This window comes from Halomonas sp. KM007 (assembly GCF_050709225.1).
GTDB lineage: Bacteria > Pseudomonadota > Gammaproteobacteria > Pseudomonadales > Halomonadaceae > Vreelandella > Vreelandella hamiltonii.
Genome location: NZ_CP136131.1, coordinates 1,505,314 through 1,525,223, shown reverse-complemented (window position 1 = coordinate 1,525,223; position 19,910 = coordinate 1,505,314). Strand labels below are relative to the sequence as shown.

Here is a 19,910-nt window from a genome sequence, read left to right as displayed (position 1 = left end):
GCCTCATTTTGAAACGTCAGCTAATTCAGCACTTTTTCAACTGTTATGATGGCTAGACTTCTTCATAAGAGATAGGCGATACGCGATTGCGTTGAACCTTCGCCTGCTAGGTACCGTTTATGACATCGATATCGAGTAACACCATCGCCCCAAGTCGTCGAGTGCAGCGCTCGCTCCTGCGCATGATCACGTTCCCCTTTGCGACATTACGTGGACGCTTGGTTGTGGGGGCCGTGGTGCTGTGGAGTTTGCTTTGCCTGATCGTACTCACGTTTGGCTGGCAGGCGGGCAAGCTCCTGGTAAATGAAACCAACCACCAGCACCTGCGTTACGAGGCAGAGCTCATTAGCCACTCCATCACGCGCCAGGTGAATGAGCGCTTCAGCGAACTGGAACGGTTGGCCGAGAGGATGTCGCTTCCCAGGCAGGGAACCTTGATTGATCAGCACGCGTACACGATGGAGCCTCTCTTTGAAGCGCTGCTGGTGTTTAATCTAAGCAGCGATGTCGTTGATGAATGGCCTGCCGATAGAGGGGGGAGCGGTAACAACTTTGCGGATCGTGAATATGCTCGATTTATGCATGCATTCAAAACGCCTTATGTCAGCGCTCCTTTGGTTGGACGGATTACTAATACTCCGTTGGTACTGATGCTGGTCCCCCTTCATGATGACACGGGTCGTTACACAGGCTTTTTAGGTGGCTTGGTCGATCTAAAGGAAAGTCGTCTGTTCAACGGCTTTGATCAGCTCCGCTTGGGTGACGATGGCTATGTCACGATAACGACGGCAACGGGTCAGCGTATTTACGCCCCTAATCAACAAGAAGCCATAGTCACCCTACCTGACACCATTTCACCTGACTTAGAGCAGGCGTTAGATGGTTGGGAAGGCGAGAGTGTGGGGCGGTCTTTGGCTGGCGAATCCCAACTGGTCGCCTATCGACAAATATGGCCAGCGAACTGGATCGTGGGCGTGCATTTGCCGCAAGCCCAAGCTGAAGCCCCGCTTGTTGCGGGCATGAAGCAAATTACTACCTACGTTTGGGGCGTGCTCGTACTGATTTTACCCTTGGTGTGGGGAGTGATTTGGTTAGCATTACGCCCCCTGGCGCATCTCGCCCGTCAGATTCAAGAGCTACAAGACGGGCACCGCTCTGTGCTGACTATCCCCACCACGATGAAAGAGCTGCGCCGTGTTATTGATGTGATTAACCGGACCGAAGCGGCACGCCAAGCAAGCTTGCACGATTTGGCGGAACGGGAAGCCTTGCTCAGGGGAACGTTATCTGCGTCGCCTCAAGGCACGTTCGTGACGAACCCCCGCGGTCAACTGACCTTTATCAATGACGCGCTGCACGAGATTTTGGGTGAGCAAACGCCCCACAGCTTACAAGATTGGAGCGACCGTATTCATCATGACGACCGCCCAGAGGTAAGAACCGCTTGGTTACGTAGCCTCGTTAAACAAACAGATTTTGCGCGCCAGTTTCGTTTCTTGGGCGCCGGTCATGAGGTGTACTGGTTAGATGTGCAAACAGCGGCTGTCCGTGTGGATGATCAATTTATCGGGACAGTAGGTACGGTACGCGATATCACTCAGCACCACCACGACTATGCACAAAAGCGTTGGGAAGCAGAGCACGATCCTCTCACTCGTCTACTGAATCGTCGCGGTTTGACGAGGCATCTCGAAGAATTGCTGATGCAGTGGCAGTCACATGACAAACCGACCGCCGTCATGCTGTTTGATTTAGATCGTTTTAAGCCTGTGAACGATCAAGGCGGTCATGCGCTAGGCGATCAAATGCTTCAATACATCGCGAATATCGTACAGAGTGAGATTCGCAGCAGTGACTATGCCGCTCGCCAAGGGGGAGATGAATTTGCCGTGTTACTGCCGGGCTGTACGCCTGCACGTGCCCTCACTATCGCCGAATCTCTACGTGCCAGTATTGCCGCTAGCTTTATCGAAGCGGAGGATCGTCAATGGCAAGTCACCGCCAGTATCGGGGTGAGCCATTTCCGCCCAGAGGATACGTCGATCGACGATGTACTTAATCGCGCTGACGCGGCGAGTTATCGCGCAAAGCAATGCGGACGTAACAGAGTCGAGGGAGATGTCGATATCTAGCAGTATCACTGGTGCTGTGTCGAAGCTGAGAGGGCAGATAGACTAACAAATAATAACGCTGTATCTCTCAGGATCGGCGGAGCCGCAGGTCGCTCATTGAAGCGCCTTGCGGCCCCCACCCACGTTATGAGGTCACGCCACGTTGACGACCACTCTTCCCCTGATCTTACCTGCAAGCAAGTCTTCCGCGACGCTAATGGATTGCGTTAGGTCGATGGGTCGAGTAATTGCTTCCAATTGAAGAGGGCTCAGTAGCTCTCCTAAGCGACGCCAAGCCTCGACACGGTGGGCCAGCGGCCTCATGACGCTATCGATACCCGCGAGCGTGATACCGCGTAAAATAAAGGGGGCAACGCTGGTGGGTAAGTCCATCCCCTGTGCAAGCCCACAGCATGCCACGGTGCCACCATACTTGGTGGAGGCCAACACATTGGCGAGGGTATGGCTGCCCACAGAGTCAATGGCTCCTGCCCACCGCTCTTTGGTCAATGGGCGTCCGGGTTCGGAGAGCTCACGACGGTCTATCACATTCTCAGCCCCCAGCTCGACAAGGTAGGGCGCTTCCTCGTGACGCCCCGTAGAGGCAACGACGCGATAGCCTAAGCGAGCCAGCAGCGTAATCGCGTAGCTGCCCACGCCGCCGCTCGCACCGGTAACCAAAATTTCTCCTTGGTCAGGCCTAACACCGCGCTCTTCTAGTGCCATGACCGCTAGCATGGCGGTATAGCCCGCCGTGCCAATAGCCATCGACTGATAAGGCGTAAACGCTGACGGCTGTGGAATAAGCCAGCGGCTGTCTAAGCGCGCCTTCTCGGCCAATCCTCCCCAATGCTTTTCGCCTACGCCCCAGCCGTTCAGCAGCACCGTATCCCCTGGTTTGAAGTCAGGCGAGGCGGAATGCTCGACGACCCCTGATAGATCAATGCCGGGCACCATAGGAAATTGCTTCACCACAGGCCCTTTGCCGGTAATGGCCAAGGCGTCTTTGTAGTTAAGCGTGCTGCACTGCACGCTGACGGTCACATCGCCTTCAGGTAACGATGCTTCGTCTAGCGAGGTAATGGTTGCCTGCTGCTTACCCTCTGCCTTATCGATCAGCACTGCTTTGAACATGTTGCACCTCTTTTGTAGACGGTCGTCTATTAAATGATAAAAAAATTACGGAGATATTCCGTCTAAGAACGTATCAAGAAAGGTATCCATTGGGCGTATTTGCGCGTCAAGTCGCGCACGCATGACAGCCCCTTCCCAGCCAATCCAAAAGGCCTCAGCGAGTCGATCGCAATCTGCTGAAGAAATGATGTCGCCCAGTCGTTGGGCTTCACGTAAACACACCGCAATTCGTTGTTGCCAGTCGGTCAGTATCGCTTGCAGGCATGCACGATAGCCTTCGGGAAGACCATTCACTTCCTGCCCTAAGTTGCCGACCAAACAGCCGCGCTGAAAATTGTGACGTTGCATGCCTTCCTTAGCATCTGCTACGAAAGCTTTGATACGAAACAACGGCGGTAGCGTGTCGTTGAGCAAATGACGATCCAATTTTTTGGCAAAGTAGGCGCCGTAATGCTCTAAAACGGCGTAACCAAATGCCTCTTTACTGGAGAAGTAGTAATAGAAAGACCCCTTGGGAACGCCGACGCGCTTGAGGATGCCATCGATGCCCGCATTGGCAAACCCTTGCTCCGTCAGCACTTCGGTCCCGCTTCTAATCAACGCAGCACGCGTATCCACGTGATGATGTGGATGCTTAGGAGGGCGACCACGCCGCTTGATGGAGGATGATTGGTTCATGCAAAGAAATATAGACTGTCCGTCTATAAAATAAAACTCTAGATGGAAATTTTGTGTTTCTGCACATCTCGCTAGTGCAAAGGACCTTGTCGTTGGCTACATTCTGCTCCTGGTTCGAAATAGGCCTGTGCCTGTTCACTGGATTATTTACTGCGCTATCGGGTACAACCGGAGAGTTAGAGATATTGAGCGCGGCCTACGGCTTCAAGAAGGTTGTGCCATCGGGATGCCTTCAATGAGAGGAATCTGTTGGATCCCTGATCTATTCCAAGCTGCTACCTCAATCGTTTTACAGTCAGAAGGCTGTTCACTCTAGGTATGCCTATCGCCTAGTGATTCGAGTGGCAGGCTGACTTATCATGAAACAGCTCAGCAAATATGTCGTAGCCGTAGTTCGTGATCCTTGGAACCTATATGGAACCTAGAACCAACGCATACAAAAACGGCCACTTGCTCTAAGAGCTAAGTGGCCGTTTTCGTTGAATTCTTGGTCGGAATAGCAGGATTCGAACCTACGACCTCTGCCTCCCGAAGGCAGCGCTCTACCAAGCTGAGCTATATTCCGAGGGTTGCCAAGGCGTGCTTAACAACGGGACGCATCATACGTAGTTCAGGGGCTTTTTTCAAGCCCCTTTTGCGCTTGTCGGGCGCCGGTCAGGCTTGACGCTCCACGGCGAGGCGGGCCAGCTGGGCCATGCTGTCGCGGAAGGGGCTTTCGGGCAGCGCGTTCAGCTCGGCCAGGGCCTTGTCGGCCATCTCGATGGCGCGGTCGCGGGTGTAGGTGAGAGCGCCGGTGGCGTGAATGATCTCCAGCACTTCGTCCAGTTGCTCCAGGCCGCCTTTGCGAATCACCTGGCGGATCAGCTTGGCCTGTTCGGGGGTGCCGCGCTCCATGGCGTGGATCAGCGGCAGGGTCGGTTTGCCCTCGGCCAGATCGTCGCCTACGTTCTTGCCCATGGCGTCGGCGTCGCCCTGGTAGTCCAGCAGGTCGTCGATGAGCTGGAAGGCCAGGCCGAGATAGCGGCCGTAGTACTGCAGCGCGCGCTCCTGCTCCGGGGTGGCATCGGCCAGCACCGCGCCGCTGTGGGAAGCGGCTTCGAACAGCATGGCGGTTTTGCCCTGAATGGTCTCGAAGTAGTCGGCTTCCGAGATGCTCGGGTTGCCGATGTTGGTCAACTGGAGGACTTCGCCTTCTGCGATGACACAGGTCGCGCCGGAGAGGATCGCCATGATGTGCATGGAGCCGACATCGACCATCATCTGGAACGAACGGGAGTAGAGGAAATCGCCTACCAGCACCGAGGGTGCATTGCCCCAGGCGTCGTTGGCGGTTTTTTTGCCCCGGCGCATGTGCGACTCATCCACCACGTCGTCGTGCAACAGAGTGGAGGTATGCATAAACTCGATCAGCGTGGCGAGGGTAATATGCTTGTCGCCCTCGTAGCCCAACGAGCGCGCTGCCAGCAGTACCAGCAGCGGGCGCAGGCGTTTGCCGCCGCTTTCGATGATGTACTGGCCGATGGTTTCCACCAGCGGCACGCGAGAATTCAACTGCGTCACAATGGTGCGGTTGACGGCCTCAAAATCGTCGGCCACCACGGCGTGCAGCGGTGAAGGCGAAGGGCTGGCAGGCGGGGTTGAGGAGACGTTGGCTGTCATGGGTTCCGTTCATCGCGGCAGGTAAGAGAGTGGGGGTCATGCTATGGGGCTGCCTGTAAGGCGTCAAGGCATAGCGACGCCGGGCGGGCGGCGGGGTGATTGACAAGCCCCGGTGGCCTTGTGGTAAAGCGCGATAGTCGTTATAATCCGCGACCCACTCATCATGCTCCCTGTCAGATGGCTGCCAAAAGAGGCGCCACTCGCAGCAGGTCGATAAGAGCGGAAGGCGATGAGCGTTGGTTACGCGGGGCGTAACCGGCATTAACGACAAGTCCGGAGAGCGACATGTACGCAGTTATCAAAAGCGGTGGCAAACAGTACCGCGTTCAAGAAGGTCAGACCCTCAAGCTCGAAAAAATCGAAGTCGCGACCGGCGAAACGATTGAATTCGATGAAGTGCTGTTGGTTGCAGACGGCGACGACGTGAACATTGGCGCACCTTTCATCAGCGGTGCCAAAGTTTCCGCCGAAATCGTTTCCCACGGCCGTGGCGACAAAGTCACCATCATCAAGTTCCGCCGCCGGAAGCACCACATGAAGCGTCAGGGCCACCGCCAGTGGTTCACTGAAGTCAAAATTACCGGAATTTCTGCGTAAGCAGTCACTTCCCTTTAGGAGGATTTTGCAATGGCACATAAAAAGGCAGCCGGCTCCACGCGTAACGGTCGCGATTCCGAATCTAAGCGCCTGGGTGTGAAACTGTACGGTGGCCAAGCGGCAACCGCCGGTAACATCATCGTGCGTCAGCGCGGCACGCGCTTCCACGCTGGCACTGGCGTTGGCCTGGGCCGTGACCACACGCTGTTCGCTCTGAACGACGGTGTCGTCAAGTTCGAGACCAAAGGTCCGAAAAACCGTAAATTCGTCAGCATCGTTTCTGCCTAAGCAACTCAGGTTGCGCAGTGCGAAGATGACGAAAGAAAAGCCCCGCCATGGCGGGGCTTTTTTGTCTTTTCAAGCCCTTTTGCCCGTACCGGGAACAGGGTGATGCAGTCAGGGCGGCGGAAGCGGCCGGGAGAATCCAATGCAGTTCGTCGATGAAGCCTCGATCATTGTTGAGGCAGGTAAAGGCGGCAATGGCTGTCTGAGCTTTCGCCGCGAGAAATATGTGCCCAAGGGTGGCCCCGATGGTGGTGATGGCGGCCACGGTGGCAGCGTTTACCTGATTGGTGATGACTCGCTCAACACCTTGATTGATTTCAAGTTTCAGCGCTTCTACAAAGCTGAAAATGGGCAGGGCGGCATGGGCCGCCAGATGAGCGGTAAAGCTGGTGAAGACCTGCACGTAAAAGTGCCGGTAGGCACCACGGTGATTGATGAAGACACCCTTGAGGTGATTGCCGATGTGACCGAGATCGGGCAGGTCGTGCTGGTGGCGGCCGGTGGTCGTCGTGGCCTGGGTAACATTCACTTCAAATCCTCTACCAACCGCGCACCGCGCCGCACCACGCCGGGCACCGAAGGCGACCGTCGTAACCTGCGCCTGGAAATGAAAGTGATGGCGGATGTGGGCTTGCTGGGCATGCCCAACGCCGGTAAGTCGACGCTGATTCGTTCGGTCTCTGCGGCCAAGCCCAAAGTGGCCAACTACCCGTTCACCACGCTGGTGCCGAACCTGGGCGTGGTGAAGCTGGGCATGCACGAGCACTTCGTGATGGCCGACGTTCCGGGACTGATCGAAGGCGCCTCCGACGGCGCAGGCCTGGGGCTGCGTTTTCTGAAGCACCTGACCCGTACGCGGCTGCTGTTCCACGTGGTCGATGTGGCGCCGTTTGACGAGTCTGATCCGGTCGACGCTGCCAAGGCCATCGTGCACGAACTGGGCCAGTTCTCACCGGCGCTCTCCGAGCGGCCGCGCTGGCTGGTGCTGAACAAGTTCGACCTGCTGCCGGAAGAGGAGCGCGAAGCGCGGGCCCAGGCGATCATCGATGCGTTGAACTGGGAAGGCCCGGTGTTCCGTATTTCGGCGATCAGCAGCGAAGGCACCGACAAGCTGGTGCAGGCGGCGTACCGCTGGCTCACCGAGCAGCAGCGTCTGGAAAACGAAGACGAAGAGGCCCATGCCCGCGAGCAGGAGATGCGTCGCCGCATGGAAGAGGAGTCGGTGGCCCGTACCGAAGCGCGACTTGGCCGTCGCCGCAAGCGCGATGACGAAGAAGACGATGACGATTTCGACGACGATGATTACGATGTCGAAGTAGAGTACGCCCCGTAAACGGCAGGCGTGCCGACCAGGATGAATCGCGTGAGCGCATATGGCGTGGGAGAGTCGCGACGTGGAACACAACGAGCAGTTGCCGGGCCGTGAGGCGCTGAGTAGCGCCCGCCGGATAGTGGTCAAGATTGGCAGCGCGCTGCTCACCAACGATGGCCGTGGGCTGGACGAAGCGGCCATTGGTGGTTGGGTGGATCAAATTGCTGCCCTGCACCAGCAGGGTATCGAAGTGGTGCTGGTCTCTTCGGGAGCCGTGGCGGCAGGCATGGTCCGCCTGGGGTGGCAGGCACGCCCCAGCGCCGTGCATGAACTGCAGGCGGCGGCGGCCGTGGGGCAGAACGGGCTCACCCAGTGCTACGAGCAGCACTTTGCTCGCCACGGCATGCTCACCGCGCAAATTCTGCTCACCCACGACGACCTCTCCAACCGCAAGCGCTATTTGAACGCGCTGTCGGCGCTGCGTACCTTGGTCGAGATGCGCGTGGTGCCGGTGATCAACGAAAACGATACCGTCGTCACCGACGAGATCCGCTTTGGCGATAACGATACCCTGGGCGCGCTGGTGGCGAACCTGCTGGAAGCCGATGCGCTGTTGCTGCTCACCGATCAGGAGGGCCTGTTCGATGCCGACCCGCGCCATCATCCTGACGCGCAACTGATAGCCGAAGGCCGTGCCGATGACCCACGGCTGGCCGCCGTGGCAGGCAGCGGCGGTGCGCTGGGCCGAGGGGGCATGAGCACCAAGGTGCGTGCCGCGCAGCTGGCGGCGCGTTCCGGCGCGGTAACGGTGATTGCCAGCGGCCGTCAGCCCGAGGTGATCACCCGTATCGTGCAGGGCGAACCGCTGGGCACGCTGCTGCGCCCGGACCAGGCGCCCATGGCGGCCCGCAAGCGCTGGCTGGCAGGGCAGCTACAGGTACGCGGTACGCTGGTGCTGGATGCCGGTGCGGTCAACGTGCTGCGCGGCAAAGGGTCCAGCCTGCTGGCCGTGGGCGTGCGGGACGTACAGGGCAGCTTCAGACGCGGCGACATGGTGTTGTGCGTGGACGAACAGGGCGCACGGGTCGCCAAGGGGCTGGTCAACTACGGTGCCGATGAGGCACGCCAGTTGGCGGGCCAGCCAAGCCACCAGATCGAAGCCATCCTTGGTTACGTGGAAGCCCACGAGCTGATTCATCGCGATAATCTGGTGGTGGTGTAAGGCGGCAGCGGTATTTGCTGTGGCCAGCCGTCCGGCACGATCATCACCCGCAGCGGGGGGTGAGCCGGGTGGCTGAGCATCACCTGCTGAGGCCCGTAGCGGTCGATCAGCGCCATCATGCTGGCCGTTTGTAGTGCCAGCGCATCGAAGGCTTCCGGCAGCGGCGGCGCCAGCCAGTGGGGCTTTTCCAGCCAGGCCATGCTGGGTGCGTCGGCGTAGCTCTCTGCCAATGCTGGCCAATCCTTCCTGTAGCACCACAGCCCGCGCCGGTGGTCAGGCGTTGCTCCGTCCGGCGGCGGCAGGGTTGCGTGCCACGGGTAGAACAAGACGCCGGGCATGGCCACTCGGGGCTGCAAGGCGGGCAGGGTTTCGCCGCTGTCGCGGGGGGCGAGCCAGTGGCGCAGCAAGTGTCGCGCAGGTGGCGTACACGACAGCGGCAGCTGATGCTGGCGCAAGTGCTGGCACTTCAGCGCCAGACTATCCAACCCACCGGGGCCGACCCAACGGCTCTGGCTCGTCTGCTCTCCAGGCCCTTCGGGCAACCCCAGATAAAACTTGATGGCCACCTCCAGGTGCATGGGCGCCGGGTTCTGCCGAGTGCGGTAGAGAATATCCAGCTCGCCCAGCGTCAGGCGGCGCTGGGTAATGCGTACGTTGTGGCCCAGCAGGCGAGTGTTGGGCGCGCTGTCCAGCAGCAGATGCCACAGCCGTTCATGGTAATGCCCCATGCGCTGAGGCGGTAAACGACGTGTCGGTCGAGCGGCCATCTGTCGAGGCACGGCCTGTGGAGACTCATCCTGCCGAAAATGGTCGGCATGGCGGGCCAGCCAGGCGTGACGCTGTGCGGCGCTGGCCAGGCCCAGCTCGGCGGGGGTAGGGCGGCCAGCCAGATGCTCGGCCAGCGTCACCAGGTCCGGGGTTGCCAGCAGCCACAGCATGTCGCGCAGCAGCCGCTGTGGCGAGTGGGGCCAGACGCCTTCCAGGCAGCCGTCGCTCATGCCATCAACGCAGCCAGAGGGCCAGCAGTGTCAGGGCAATCAACACGGCCAGCGTGGCAGTGCCCAGGTGGCGGGCGTAATGGTGCAGCATGCGAACCTCTCTCAGACGATGTCGAAGCGATCGGAAAAAATGTGCGTCGGCGGGATGCCGTGGGCAATCAGCCCGCGTTCGGCGCTATCCATCATCGGGTCGGGGCCGCAAATGTAACAGTCGGTCCGCGGGTCCAGGTCCGGCAAGACACGTTCGATCAGTGCCTCGTCCACATAGCCGGTTTCGCCCTGCCACCCTTCGTGCGGGTCGGATAGCACGTGAATCACCTCCAGCGGCAGCTCGTTGCTAAGCGTTTCCAGGTGCTCACGGAAGGTGGCTTCCTGCCAGGTCGGGTTGGCATAGATCAGCCAGATCGGGGGGGCGTTGCCCGTGTCACGAAAGCTGCGCAGCATGCTGATGAACGGGGTGATACCGATACCGCCCGCCAGCATCACGATGCCATGAGGGTTATCGGGGTTGGGGGTAAAAGCGCCGAAAGGCCCTTCGATGAAGGCACGGGTATTGGCCTTGACCTTGGGCAGGGTGCGGGTGAAGTCCCCCAGCCGCTTGGCACTGAAGGCCACCCTGCCCGGCTGTGATGCGCTGGAAACGATGGAAAAAGGGTGCTGCTGCAAGGTAAAGGGGGTATCCCCTAGGGTGATCCAGAAAAACTGCCCGGGCTGGAAGTCCAGCTGGTGCTGGCCATCTGCCTCCAGCGTCAGCGTCGTGGTGTCGCCTCGCTCCAGCTGGTTATCCACCACGCGCCAGGGCTGGCGGCGTAGCCGCCACGGGCGCAGCAGGCGAGTTTCCACCAGCAGCCCTAGCGGCAGCAGGAGCAGCAGGGCAAAGACGCCCGAGGTGACGACGCCTTGGGTGTAGCGCTGAGCCATCAGCGCATGCCCCAGCCCGCCCATGACCACGAAAGCGGTCAGGCCGCCATGCAGCAGTCGCCATGTCTCGTAACTCAACCCCAGCCGCTTGCGCCATAGCGAGGTGACCACCAGGGTCAGGCTGGCCAGCAGCAGGGCCATCAGGGCCAGGGCGCGTAGGGTGTCCTCGCGGGGGTCGAGATAGTGCAGCAGGCTGGGCTCGGCGATGAATGTCAGCGTGGGGTGCGCCAGTACCAGCAGCAGGGCACCGATCCCCAGCTGGCGATGAAACTGCAGCACGTTATCGAACCCTGCGCGGTTACCAAAGCCGTGACGGCCCGAAATCAGCGCTTGCAGCGCCATGATGCTCAGCGCCAGCGCGCCCAGCAATACGCCTGCCTCGGCCAAGGCGCTGCGTGGAGCTGGCGGCGACACCAGCAGCCAGCTCACCGGCAGTAACGCCAGCACCATGTAGAGAGTGACCCAAAGCAGCGCTTGGCGGATGACGTGGTTCACGAATGCTTCTCCTTATGCGTCCTTGCGAATGGCGAGTGTTGCCCCGTCTTCCTGTGGGTGGCTAGTCCAAGTGTGGGAAAAACCGAGCATTTCGCAAGTCTGGCCGCCAACGCAGCAGGAGCTGCTACGCTGACGGAAGGGCCATCGAGAGTCAGTATGGTCGATAGCGCCAGCATTCACCCGACAGGAGCAGCATGATGGGCAAAGGAAAATCGAAGAAACGCCAGCCGAGCAAGTCCGACTCTACAGCGTCCTCGGCGGCTGCCAAGGCGCCACAGCAGCTGACCCCCGATACCGGGGCTGCCTTGTTTGAAGACGCTCGTTCGCGGCTGGTGGCCGTGTTCGAGGCGTTGGAAATCCACCCGGATGCTCAGGCGCGTTTGATGCAGCCGAGCCTTTCATTGCAGGTCAGCGTGCCGGTGCGCATGGATGATGGCAGCCTGAAGGCGTTTCCGGCCTGGCGCGTGCAGTACGACACCAGCCTGGGACCTGCCAAGGGCGGGGTTCGCTTCCACCCGGACGTGAACCAGCATGAAGTCACCACGCTGAGTTTCTGGATGGCGGTGAAGTGCGCGGTGGTCAACCTGCCCTACGGTGGCGGCAAGGGCGGCGTTCAGGTGGATGCCAAGTCGCTGTCGTCGCTGGAGCGGGAGCGGCTGGCACGGGGCTATATCCGCGCCATCGCCGACATCATGGGGCCCGACCGCGACATCCCCGCACCGGACGTGAATACCGATGCCACGGTGATGGGCTGGATGATCGATGAGTACGAGCACATTCTGCGTGCCCAGGCGCCAGCCGCCATCACGGGCAAACCGCTGCCGCTAGGAGGCTCGCCAGGCCGGGTGGAAGCCACCGGCCGTGGCGCGCTCAAGGTGCTCGACCTGTGGGCGGCGCAGCGGGAGCGGGCGCCGGAAGAGACCACCGTGGCGGTGCAGGGCTTCGGCAACGCCGCGTACCACTTTGCCCGTTTGGCCAGCGCCGAAGGGTATCGCGTGGTCGCGGTTTCCGACTCCAGTGGAGGCCGCTATGCGGCGGACGGGCTGGACATCGAAGCGCTGAAAAAGGACAAGCAGTCCCACGGCCAGCTGTCGAAAAGTCAGCAGGGGAAAGCCCTGAGTGGCGAGCAGCTGCTGGCGCTGGAGGTGGATGTGCTGGCGCTGGCCGCGCTGGAGAATCAGGTGCATGGTGACAACGTGGCCGAGGTGCAGGCAGGCGCCATTCTGGAGATCGCCAACGGCCCGCTGACCAGCGACGCCGACCGGGCGCTCGAAAAGCGCGACGTGGACGTGCTGCCCGACGTACTGGTCAATACCGGCGGGGTCGTGGTCAGCTACTTCGAGTGGCTGCAGAATCGTGCCGGTGAAAAGTGGAGTGAAGAGCAGGTCAACGAGCGGCTGGATACCCTGCTGGAGCGCGAGGCAAGCCGGGTACTCAAGCGGGCCGAGCAAGAGCAGGTGTCGTTTCGTCACGCGGCGTACTGTCAGGGCATCGAGCGGATTGCCGAGGCCATCATGGCCCGCGGCAACTGCCAGGACTGCCGCTAACCCACGGTGTCGATGACGCCATGAAGATGGCATGAAAAAGGCGGGCCACCAGGGCCCGCCATGCAAGGTGGCTTGCGCGTATCAGTCGCGGTCGATCTCGGTGACCTGGAACGAACCCTGACGCATCTTGATGTCCAGCTCACGACCGTTCTGATCGCGCCCTTCGATGTCGATGGTGCCGCTCTTGTCGATCTCGATCTCCTCGAACTCCATCATGCCTTCCTGGCTGGCGATATTGAGCGCTTGGCGCACATCGTCTTCGCTCATGCCCCAGGCACCGGTGATCAGACGCTTGCGCTCTTCCTTCAGGGTATCGCCGTTATCCAGCGAGAACTCGACATCGGCATACCACTCATCGTCCAGCCAGCCTTCGACTTCGGCGCGTCCACGGCTCTTGATGCTGATCTCTTCATAGTGCGTAAAACCATAATCGCTGGCGTAGGTCAGAATGTCGTCGATGCGGTCCACCGGTTGGGTATCGGCATACACGGTGCTGGCGGCTGCGCTCAACAGCAGGGCAGAGGCAGGAATCATCAGCATTTTTTTCATGGCGTTCATCACAAGCTCCTTTTTCACGATATGTCAGTTGAAGCGACGAGACAGTTATAGCAGCTGGGGTCTTACCGGAAGCTGACAAAGTCATTCATCTACCGTTCATGTTGACTTTGGCATGCTGGCACCATGAAAACCACGACCGCTTTCCTACGCTCCTTGCGCACCTGGCTCCGCCTTCGGGTGGTGGCCTGCGCGCTGGCGCTGGCCTGGATGGGTAACGCCATTGGCGACCAGCCCTGGCAAGCGCTGCACGGTGAAGTAGGGCGTGGCGATGTGGTGCCGCTGGAGACGATTCTGGACTGGCTGGAAGTCAACTATATGGGCGATATTCTGGAAATCGAGATCGACCGGGACGACGGGCTGGTGGAGTATGAGATCAAGATGCTGGGCCCCCAGGGCCAGGTGGTCGAGTTCGAGTTCGATGGTCACAGCGGCCAGTTGATGAAGATCGAAGGTGTCCGCATTCGCGAGATGCAGCGTAACCCCTGAAAGGATGGCGTGATGAAGTGTTTGCTGGTAGAGGATGACCAGGCGCTTGCCCGTGAGCTGAGCCAGGCCCTGCGTGAAGGTGACTGGATCGTCGAACGAGCCGAAAATGGTCAGGAAGCCGACTTTCTGGTGCGTACGGAAGCCTACGATACGGTGATTCTGGACATTGGCCTGCCGGATGGCGATGGCACCCGCTGGCTCTCTTCCTGGCGGGAAGATGGCATCGACCTGCCGGTGCTGATCTTGACCGCTCGTGAGCGTTGGGCCGACAAGGCCGCAGGCTTTACCGCCGGAGCCGATGATTACGTGACCAAGCCTTTCGAGCCCGCTGAAGTACTGTTTCGGCTGCGCGCTCTGGTGCGACGCACCCATGGCCACGCCCATCCGGTCTTGCGGGTAGGCGAGCTGAGCCTGGATACCCACACCCAGCACGTTACCCTGGCAGGCAGGCCCGTCAGCCTGACCGCCCAGGAAACCCGTCTGCTGAGTTATCTCATGCATGCCGCGCCGCGGGTAGTAAGCCGCAGTGAGCTCTCGGAGCACGTCTATGACCGTGACCACGAGCCCGACTCCAACGTCATCGACGTGCAGGTCAGCCGCCTGCGACGCAAGCTGGGTGCCTGGCGTATTGCCACCCTGCGCGGCCAGGGGTATCGCCTGCTGGCCGATGAGCCTGACACACCATGAGCGCTGCCGGGCAGCCTTGGCGGCAACGCTGGGCCAGCCGCTCCATTCATCTGCGCTTGCTGCTGGCAGCGCTGCTGATCGTACTATTGGCCCTGCCGGTGGCGGGTGGGCTGCTGGCCCATCACTATCGTAGCGCCGCAGTGAGCGCGTTCGACGAGCGTCTCGAAGCAACCCTCAACGTGATCATTGCCGGGGTCGCCTACGACCCCCTGAGTGAACAGCTGCGCTACGAACGTGGCTTGGGCGATCCCCGTTTCGAGCATGTGTTTTCGGGCTGGTATTGGCAAATCACCGACAGCGAGCAGCACACGGTAGCGTCGCGCTCGCTATGGGATCAGCGGCTGCCCGTGACCCACAGCGAACAGCTCTCGGCGCGTACCGTGCCGGGGCCAAGAGGGCAGCAGCTGCGAGTGGTGGAGCGGGATATCTATCTGGCCCCCCTGGAATCGCCTTTGCACGTTAGCGTGGCTGCCCGGGACGATGTTCTGGTGGCCGAGATTCAGGCTTTTCAGCGTCTGCTGTGGTTAGGCTTGCTGGGGCTTGGTGCAGTGTTGCTGGGGGTGCTGGCGCTCCAGGTGCGCTGGGGATTGGCACCTTTACGGCGTATGAATGCCAACCTGCGCGACGTGGAGCAGGGACGGGCAGCGCAACTGGATACCCGACTGCCGCAAGAGTTGGCCACCCTGGCCAGCTCCATGAACGCTGTATTGGCGCGCGACCAACGGCTGATCGAGCGCGGTCGCTATACCGCCGGTAATCTGGCTCATGCCCTCAAGACGCCGCTCAGCGTCATGCGCCTGCTGGTGAAGCAGCTGCCCAGCGACAGCCGAGCCACCTGGGACGTAGAGCTTTCGCGTATCGACAACGCGGTGCGTCACCACCTGGCCCGGGCCTCGGCGGCGGGAGACAGCGGGCGTTTCGCGGCCATTGACCTGCAGGCTACCCTGGCGCCGCTGATGAACGGGCTGGCGCGTCTCGCTCAGCGGCGGCACATCACCCTGACGCAGCGTGTGGATAGCCAGATGCGAGTACACATGGACGACCAGGACCTGCAGGAGATGGTGGGCAATTTACTCGATAATGCCCTGCGCTGGGCCAGCCAGACGGTGCATGTGAGCTTTCAGGCGCAGCAAGGCGTATTGAGGCTCACGGTGAGCGATGACGGCCCCGGCATGACCGCCGAGGAGTGCCAAGCGGCGGTGCAGCGCGGCAAACGGCTGGATGAGCAGCGCTCCGGGAGCGGGCTGGGGCTGGCCATCGTGGCCGATCTGGTGGCCCTGTATGGCGGACAGATGCGCCTGCAGCGCGCCGAAGCGGGCGGGCTGCAGGTGGTGATCGAACTACCCGTGCTGGCCGCGCGGGCCTGAAGGAGCAACGATGATCGACGTCACCGAAACACTGCCTGACGTACTGGTGGGGCCGCTGCTGCGTCGCTTGTCGCCGTCACGCCTGGTGATGTGGCTGGTGGCCACGCGACCACTGGCTCTCCAGCTGGTTCTGTTTCCGGACACCTCCGACCAGCAAACCTACCCACTGTCTCGCCAGGATCACCAATGCGTGGTCATCGGCGAGCGGGCCTACCTGTACTGCATCGACCTGAGCTTGCCCAGGGCACTGCCCACCGATACACGCATCGCCTACGACCTGCAGGTACAGAGCCACCAGGGCGTATGGCAGCGCCTTCCCGAGTGGGCACCGTGGTTATGTCACGCCGGGCAGGCCTACCCGGCCTTTGTGCTGGCATCGCGTCACCACCGCCTGATGCACGGCTCTTGCCGCAAGCCCCACCACGACAGCCCCGATGGTCTGGTGCGTGCCGATGCCTGGCTGGCCGAGCGCCAGGAAGCCCCTGGCGAGTGGCCTGCCTGGCTATTGATGACCGGTGACCAGGTCTACGTGGATGACGTGGCAGGCCCCACCCTGCGCGCCGTGCATGCACTCATCGCCCGGCTGGGGCTGGCCGATGAGCAGTTGGAAGGCGCCACGGTGAACGATAGCCAAGCGCTCTATGCGGCTCCCGAAACCTATTATCATCGCGAGTCGCTGCTGCCGGATGTCACCAGCAACGCGGCCCTGCGCGAGCGTTTCTTCGGCGGGGTGAAAAAGCCGGTGTTCACCTCGGCGCACGCCCAGAACCACCTGATGACCCTTGCCGAAATGCTGGCCATGTATTGTCTGGTCTGGTCGCCGACTCCCTGGCAGATCATGGCGCCCACGCCTCCCGAGCTGGCCGAGCAGGAGGCCGAAGCGTACCGTACCGAACAGGCGGTCATCGATGCCTTCGTGGCAGGGCTGCCCCAGTGCGCGCGGCTGATGGCCCACGTGCCCAGCCTGATGATCTTCGACGATCACGACGTCACCGATGACTGGAACCTGACCGCCGATTGGGAGCGCTGTGCTTATGGGCATCCGTTCTCCAGGCGCATCATTGGCAACGCGCTGGTGGCCTACCTGCTTTGCCAAGGGTGGGGCAATGCCCCGGACAAACTCAACCCGCTGCTGCATCAGGTCGGCACGTTGTTCGATGGGTCGGGCATCTTGAACCCCCAGGCCCAGGACAGCGTGATTGAGCGGCTTCTGCGCTTTCAAGGGTGGGAGTTTCAGGTGTCAGGCGCCCCCGCGCTGATCGTGCTCGATACCCGTACGCGCCGCTGGCGCAGTGAGCGCAACCCCAAACGGCCCTCCGGGCTGATGGACTGGGAGGCGCTCATGGAGATGCAGCAGGCGCTGTTGGGCACCCCCAGCGCGGTGATCGTCTCGCCTGCCCCGATGTTCGGGGTCAAGCTGATCGAGGGCATTCAAAAGCTGTTTACCCTGGCCGGCAAGCCGTTGATGGTGGATGCCGAAAACTGGATGGCCCATCGCGGTGCCGCCAGCGTGCTGCTGCACATCTGGCGGCACTCCAGGACACCCGGCAACTACGTGATCCTGTCGGGGGACGTGCACTACTCCTTTGCCTACGACATCGTCGTACGCGGGCAGGAGCAGGCCCCGCATCTGTGGCAGATCACTTCCAGCGGCGTGAAAAACACCTTCCCTCGGCGGCTGCTGGATACCTTCGACCGGCTCAATCGTTGGCTATACGCGCCGCTGTCGCCGCTCAACTGGTTTACCCAGCGGCGCAAGCTCAGCATCTACCCCCGGGACCCCGAGCAGGCCAGCGCTGGCGAGCGGCTGTGGAATGCCAGTGGGATAGGCCTGGTCAGTCTCGACGAGAACGGTCGTCCCACCGATATTCGTCAGTTGGATGCCCGCGGTGGCGACGCGGTGTTTCCGCCGCCGGACATCCCCGGCATGAAGGCGCCCACCGATGGTTCGTCATGAAAATGTCATGTAAATGACGCACGCTTGCTGCCCTGGCACCTTCCTGATGGAGTTGACAAGTCATAGGGATCGTTGACGTTTGACAGGGCAGCAGGCACATGACCGCACAAGAAACCCAGTGGCTTCACCAGATTATCGCGGCAGAAGCGCTGCACGTACTTTTTCAGCCCATTGTCGATGCCAATCAGCAGGCCATTTATGGCTACGAAGCGCTGATCCGTGGCCCCAGCACCTCTCCGTTGCATTCACCGCTAAGGCTGTTCGACGTGGCGACCCAGGCAGGTCTGCTGGTGGAGCTGGATCTGCTTTGCCGACGGCTCGCCATTCGCCGTTTTGCCGAACTCGCACTCCCAGGGCTGCTGTTCCTCAACGTCATGCCGCTGACCATCGTCGAGCGTGATTTCCGCGAGGGGCTGACGCTGGGCTTCATTCAGGAGAGTGGCCTGCCGCCGGAGCGGGTGGTGATCGAGCTGACCGAGCACGTGCCCATCCATGATTACGACCTGATGCGCCAGGCGGTGGCCCACTACCGCGACATGGGGTTTCAGGTGGCCCTGGATGACCTGGGGGCCGGTCACTCCAGCCTGCGCCACTGGGCGGAGCTGCGCCCGGATTTCGTCAAGCTGGACCGCCATTTCATTTCCGGCATCGATCAGGAGCCCGCCAAGCGGGAGTTCCTGCGCTCGATACTGGACGTCGCCAAAAGCCTCGACTGCCAGCTCATCGCAGAAGGGGTCGAAACCGCGGCAGAGCACCTGTGCCTGTGGGAGCTGGACCGTGGATTGGCGCTGTTGCAGGGGTTCTACTTCGCACGTCCCAGCGTTCAGCCGCCTGTTCAGCTTAATACGCTGCTGCCCGCCACCACGCAATTGAAAACTCCCGCCGGGCGTACGGCGCATACCATCCTGCGCAGCGTGGAGGCCGTGGCGCCCAGTGTGTCAGTGCCCACGTTGGCGGAGCGGTTTCGTGAAACGCCGCATCTGCGCTGCGTGGCCGTGATCGAACAGGGCGTGCCCATTGCCGTGGTGCGGCGCAACGGGTTCCTGACGCTGTTCACCAACCCTTATAGCCATTCGCTGTACGCCAAGCGCTGCGTGCTGGACATCGCCGATCGCAAGATGCTGGTGGCCGCCGCCGACATGCCCCTGGAAACGCTGAGCCAGCAGCTGACCGACAGCCGCGACATCGAACAGGAGGACTTCGTCATCGTCGATGGCGAAGGGCAGTATCTGGGTATGGGCAATATCGTCGATTTGCTGCGCGAGATCACCGCCATCCAGGTGCGTCAGGCACGCCATGCCAATCCGCTCACCGGGCTGCCCGGTAACATCCTGATCAACGAAACCCTCACGGCCTATCTGAGCCAGGGCAATGGCTTTGCCGCTGCCTACGTGGATCTGGATAATTTCAAGGCGTTCAACGATGCCTACGGTTATGCCCGCGGGGACCATGTGATCATCTCGCTGTCGCGGTTGTTGCAGGCTCAGGTGGAAAGCGCGGGGGGCTTCATCGGGCATATCGGTGGCGACGACTTCATAATGCTGTTACCGCTGGGGCACTGGGAGAGCGTGTGCCTGCAGATTCTGGCCTCCTTCGAGGTCATGGCCCCGAGTTTCTACGAAGAAGAGGACCGCCAGAGAGGCGGGCTTTCCATCGAAAGCCGTCAGGGAGGCGTCAGCTTTTTCCCTTTCGTCAGCGTGTCGGTAGCCGTCAAGCCCATCAGTGACCCGGGCCACTGCAAGGCCCTGGACATTGCCAGCCAACTCTCCGAACTCAAGCACCAGGCGAAGAAGATTGCCGGGAACAGCCTGTTCGTGGAACGGCGTGGCTGCTGCGTGGGGCAGTGAGCCGCCAGAGCGGCAGGTCGTTCACGCGGGTGTCATGTAGACGTCACGA

The 19,910-nt window shown here is 61.0% G+C and carries 17 protein-coding genes and 1 tRNA gene; 11 read left to right on the top strand and 7 right to left on the bottom strand.

The features are described 5' to 3' along the window. Positions 1-119 precede the first annotated feature (119 nt). The gene (locus tag RVM27_RS07075) at positions 120-2,132 is read left to right on the top strand and encodes a sensor domain-containing diguanylate cyclase (RefSeq protein WP_193461373.1); all 2,013 of its coding nucleotides are present in this window, start codon (positions 120-122) and stop codon (positions 2,130-2,132) included. A gap of 132 nt (positions 2,133-2,264) precedes the next feature. Here the strand turns inward: RVM27_RS07075 and acuI are convergent, their stop codons facing one another. The 4 genes from acuI to ispB form a co-directional block, all read right to left on the bottom strand. After that, on the bottom strand, positions 2,265-3,245 hold the full coding sequence (gene acuI, locus RVM27_RS07070; protein WP_193461372.1) for an acrylyl-CoA reductase (NADPH): 981 nt from the start codon (positions 3,243-3,245) through the stop codon (positions 2,265-2,267). Between the two features lie 45 nt (positions 3,246-3,290). Continuing rightward, complete coding sequence (gene acuR, locus RVM27_RS07065) at positions 3,291-3,863, bottom strand: TetR/AcrR family transcriptional regulator (RefSeq protein ID WP_498957645.1); 573 nt, start codon at positions 3,861-3,863, stop codon at positions 3,291-3,293. 548 nt (positions 3,864-4,411) lie between these two features. Then, positions 4,412-4,488 (bottom strand) — tRNA-Pro (locus RVM27_RS07060). 89 nt (positions 4,489-4,577) lie between these two features. Next, positions 4,578-5,582 carry an isoprenoid biosynthesis enzyme family protein gene (ispB, locus tag RVM27_RS07055; RefSeq protein WP_498957644.1) on the bottom strand — a complete coding sequence of 335 codons (1,005 nt, stop codon included), beginning with the start codon at positions 5,580-5,582 and terminating at the stop codon, positions 4,578-4,580. A gap of 285 nt (positions 5,583-5,867) precedes the next feature. On the opposite strand from ispB, the gene rplU reads away from it, so the two are divergent. The 4 genes from rplU to proB all read left to right on the top strand — a co-directional run bounded on the left by rplU (position 5,868) and on the right by proB (position 8,998). Beyond that, complete coding sequence (gene rplU, locus RVM27_RS07050; RefSeq protein WP_016915863.1) at positions 5,868-6,179, top strand: 50S ribosomal protein L21; 312 nt, start codon at positions 5,868-5,870, stop codon at positions 6,177-6,179. 30 nt (positions 6,180-6,209) lie between these two features. Next, positions 6,210-6,467: a 50S ribosomal protein L27 gene (gene rpmA, locus RVM27_RS07045; protein WP_016915864.1), complete on the top strand. Its 258-nt coding sequence runs from the start codon at positions 6,210-6,212 to the stop codon at positions 6,465-6,467. Between the two features lie 139 nt (positions 6,468-6,606). Beyond that, a complete protein-coding gene (cgtA, locus tag RVM27_RS07040) occupies positions 6,607-7,797 on the top strand; it encodes an Obg family GTPase CgtA (protein WP_287805221.1) in 1,191 nt (396 codons plus the stop codon). A gap of 40 nt (positions 7,798-7,837) precedes the next feature. Next, the gene (gene proB, locus RVM27_RS07035) at positions 7,838-8,998 is read left to right on the top strand and encodes a glutamate 5-kinase (protein ID WP_016915866.1); all 1,161 of its coding nucleotides are present in this window, start codon (positions 7,838-7,840) and stop codon (positions 8,996-8,998) included. Here the strand turns inward: proB and RVM27_RS07030 are convergent. Then, positions 8,971-9,996: a DUF1853 family protein gene (locus tag RVM27_RS07030; protein WP_498957643.1), complete on the bottom strand. Its 1,026-nt coding sequence runs from the start codon at positions 9,994-9,996 to the stop codon at positions 8,971-8,973. The genes proB and RVM27_RS07030 overlap by 28 nt on opposite strands. A gap of 102 nt (positions 9,997-10,098) precedes the next feature. Then, complete coding sequence (locus RVM27_RS07025) at positions 10,099-11,412, bottom strand: ferredoxin reductase family protein (protein WP_016915868.1); 1,314 nt, start codon at positions 11,410-11,412, stop codon at positions 10,099-10,101. Between the two features lie 197 nt (positions 11,413-11,609). On the opposite strand from RVM27_RS07025, the gene RVM27_RS07020 reads away from it, so the two are divergent. Further along, positions 11,610-12,959, top strand: a complete 1,350-nt coding sequence (locus tag RVM27_RS07020) for a Glu/Leu/Phe/Val family dehydrogenase (RefSeq protein ID WP_498941796.1) — start codon at positions 11,610-11,612, stop codon at positions 12,957-12,959. Between the two features lie 81 nt (positions 12,960-13,040). Here RVM27_RS07020 and RVM27_RS07015 read toward each other — a convergent pair whose 3' ends face one another. Then, positions 13,041-13,517 (bottom strand): PepSY domain-containing protein, encoded by a 477-nt coding sequence (locus tag RVM27_RS07015; protein ID WP_498939919.1) that lies wholly within the window; start codon positions 13,515-13,517, stop codon positions 13,041-13,043. Between the two features lie 123 nt (positions 13,518-13,640). Between RVM27_RS07015 and RVM27_RS07010 the strand changes: the two genes are divergently transcribed. From RVM27_RS07010 to RVM27_RS06990, 5 genes are all read left to right on the top strand, one after another. After that, entirely contained in the window at positions 13,641-14,003 is a 363-nt protein-coding gene (locus tag RVM27_RS07010) for a PepSY domain-containing protein (RefSeq protein WP_081138002.1), read from the top strand. Between the two features lie 12 nt (positions 14,004-14,015). Continuing rightward, entirely contained in the window at positions 14,016-14,690 is a 675-nt protein-coding gene (locus RVM27_RS07005; protein WP_394425738.1) for a winged helix-turn-helix domain-containing protein, read from the top strand. Then, entirely contained in the window at positions 14,687-16,057 is a 1,371-nt protein-coding gene (locus RVM27_RS07000; RefSeq protein ID WP_498939922.1) for a sensor histidine kinase, read from the top strand. Before RVM27_RS07005 ends, RVM27_RS07000 begins: the two co-directional genes overlap by 4 nt. A 10-nt stretch (positions 16,058-16,067) precedes the next feature. After that, on the top strand, positions 16,068-18,014 hold the full coding sequence (locus RVM27_RS06995) for a metallophosphoesterase family protein (RefSeq protein ID WP_498939924.1): 1,947 nt from the start codon (positions 16,068-16,070) through the stop codon (positions 18,012-18,014). A gap of 98 nt (positions 18,015-18,112) precedes the next feature. Then, positions 18,113-19,861, top strand: coding sequence for a bifunctional diguanylate cyclase/phosphodiesterase (locus tag RVM27_RS06990; RefSeq protein WP_498957642.1), 1,749 nt, complete (start codon positions 18,113-18,115; stop codon positions 19,859-19,861). Positions 19,862-19,910 lie beyond the last annotated feature (49 nt).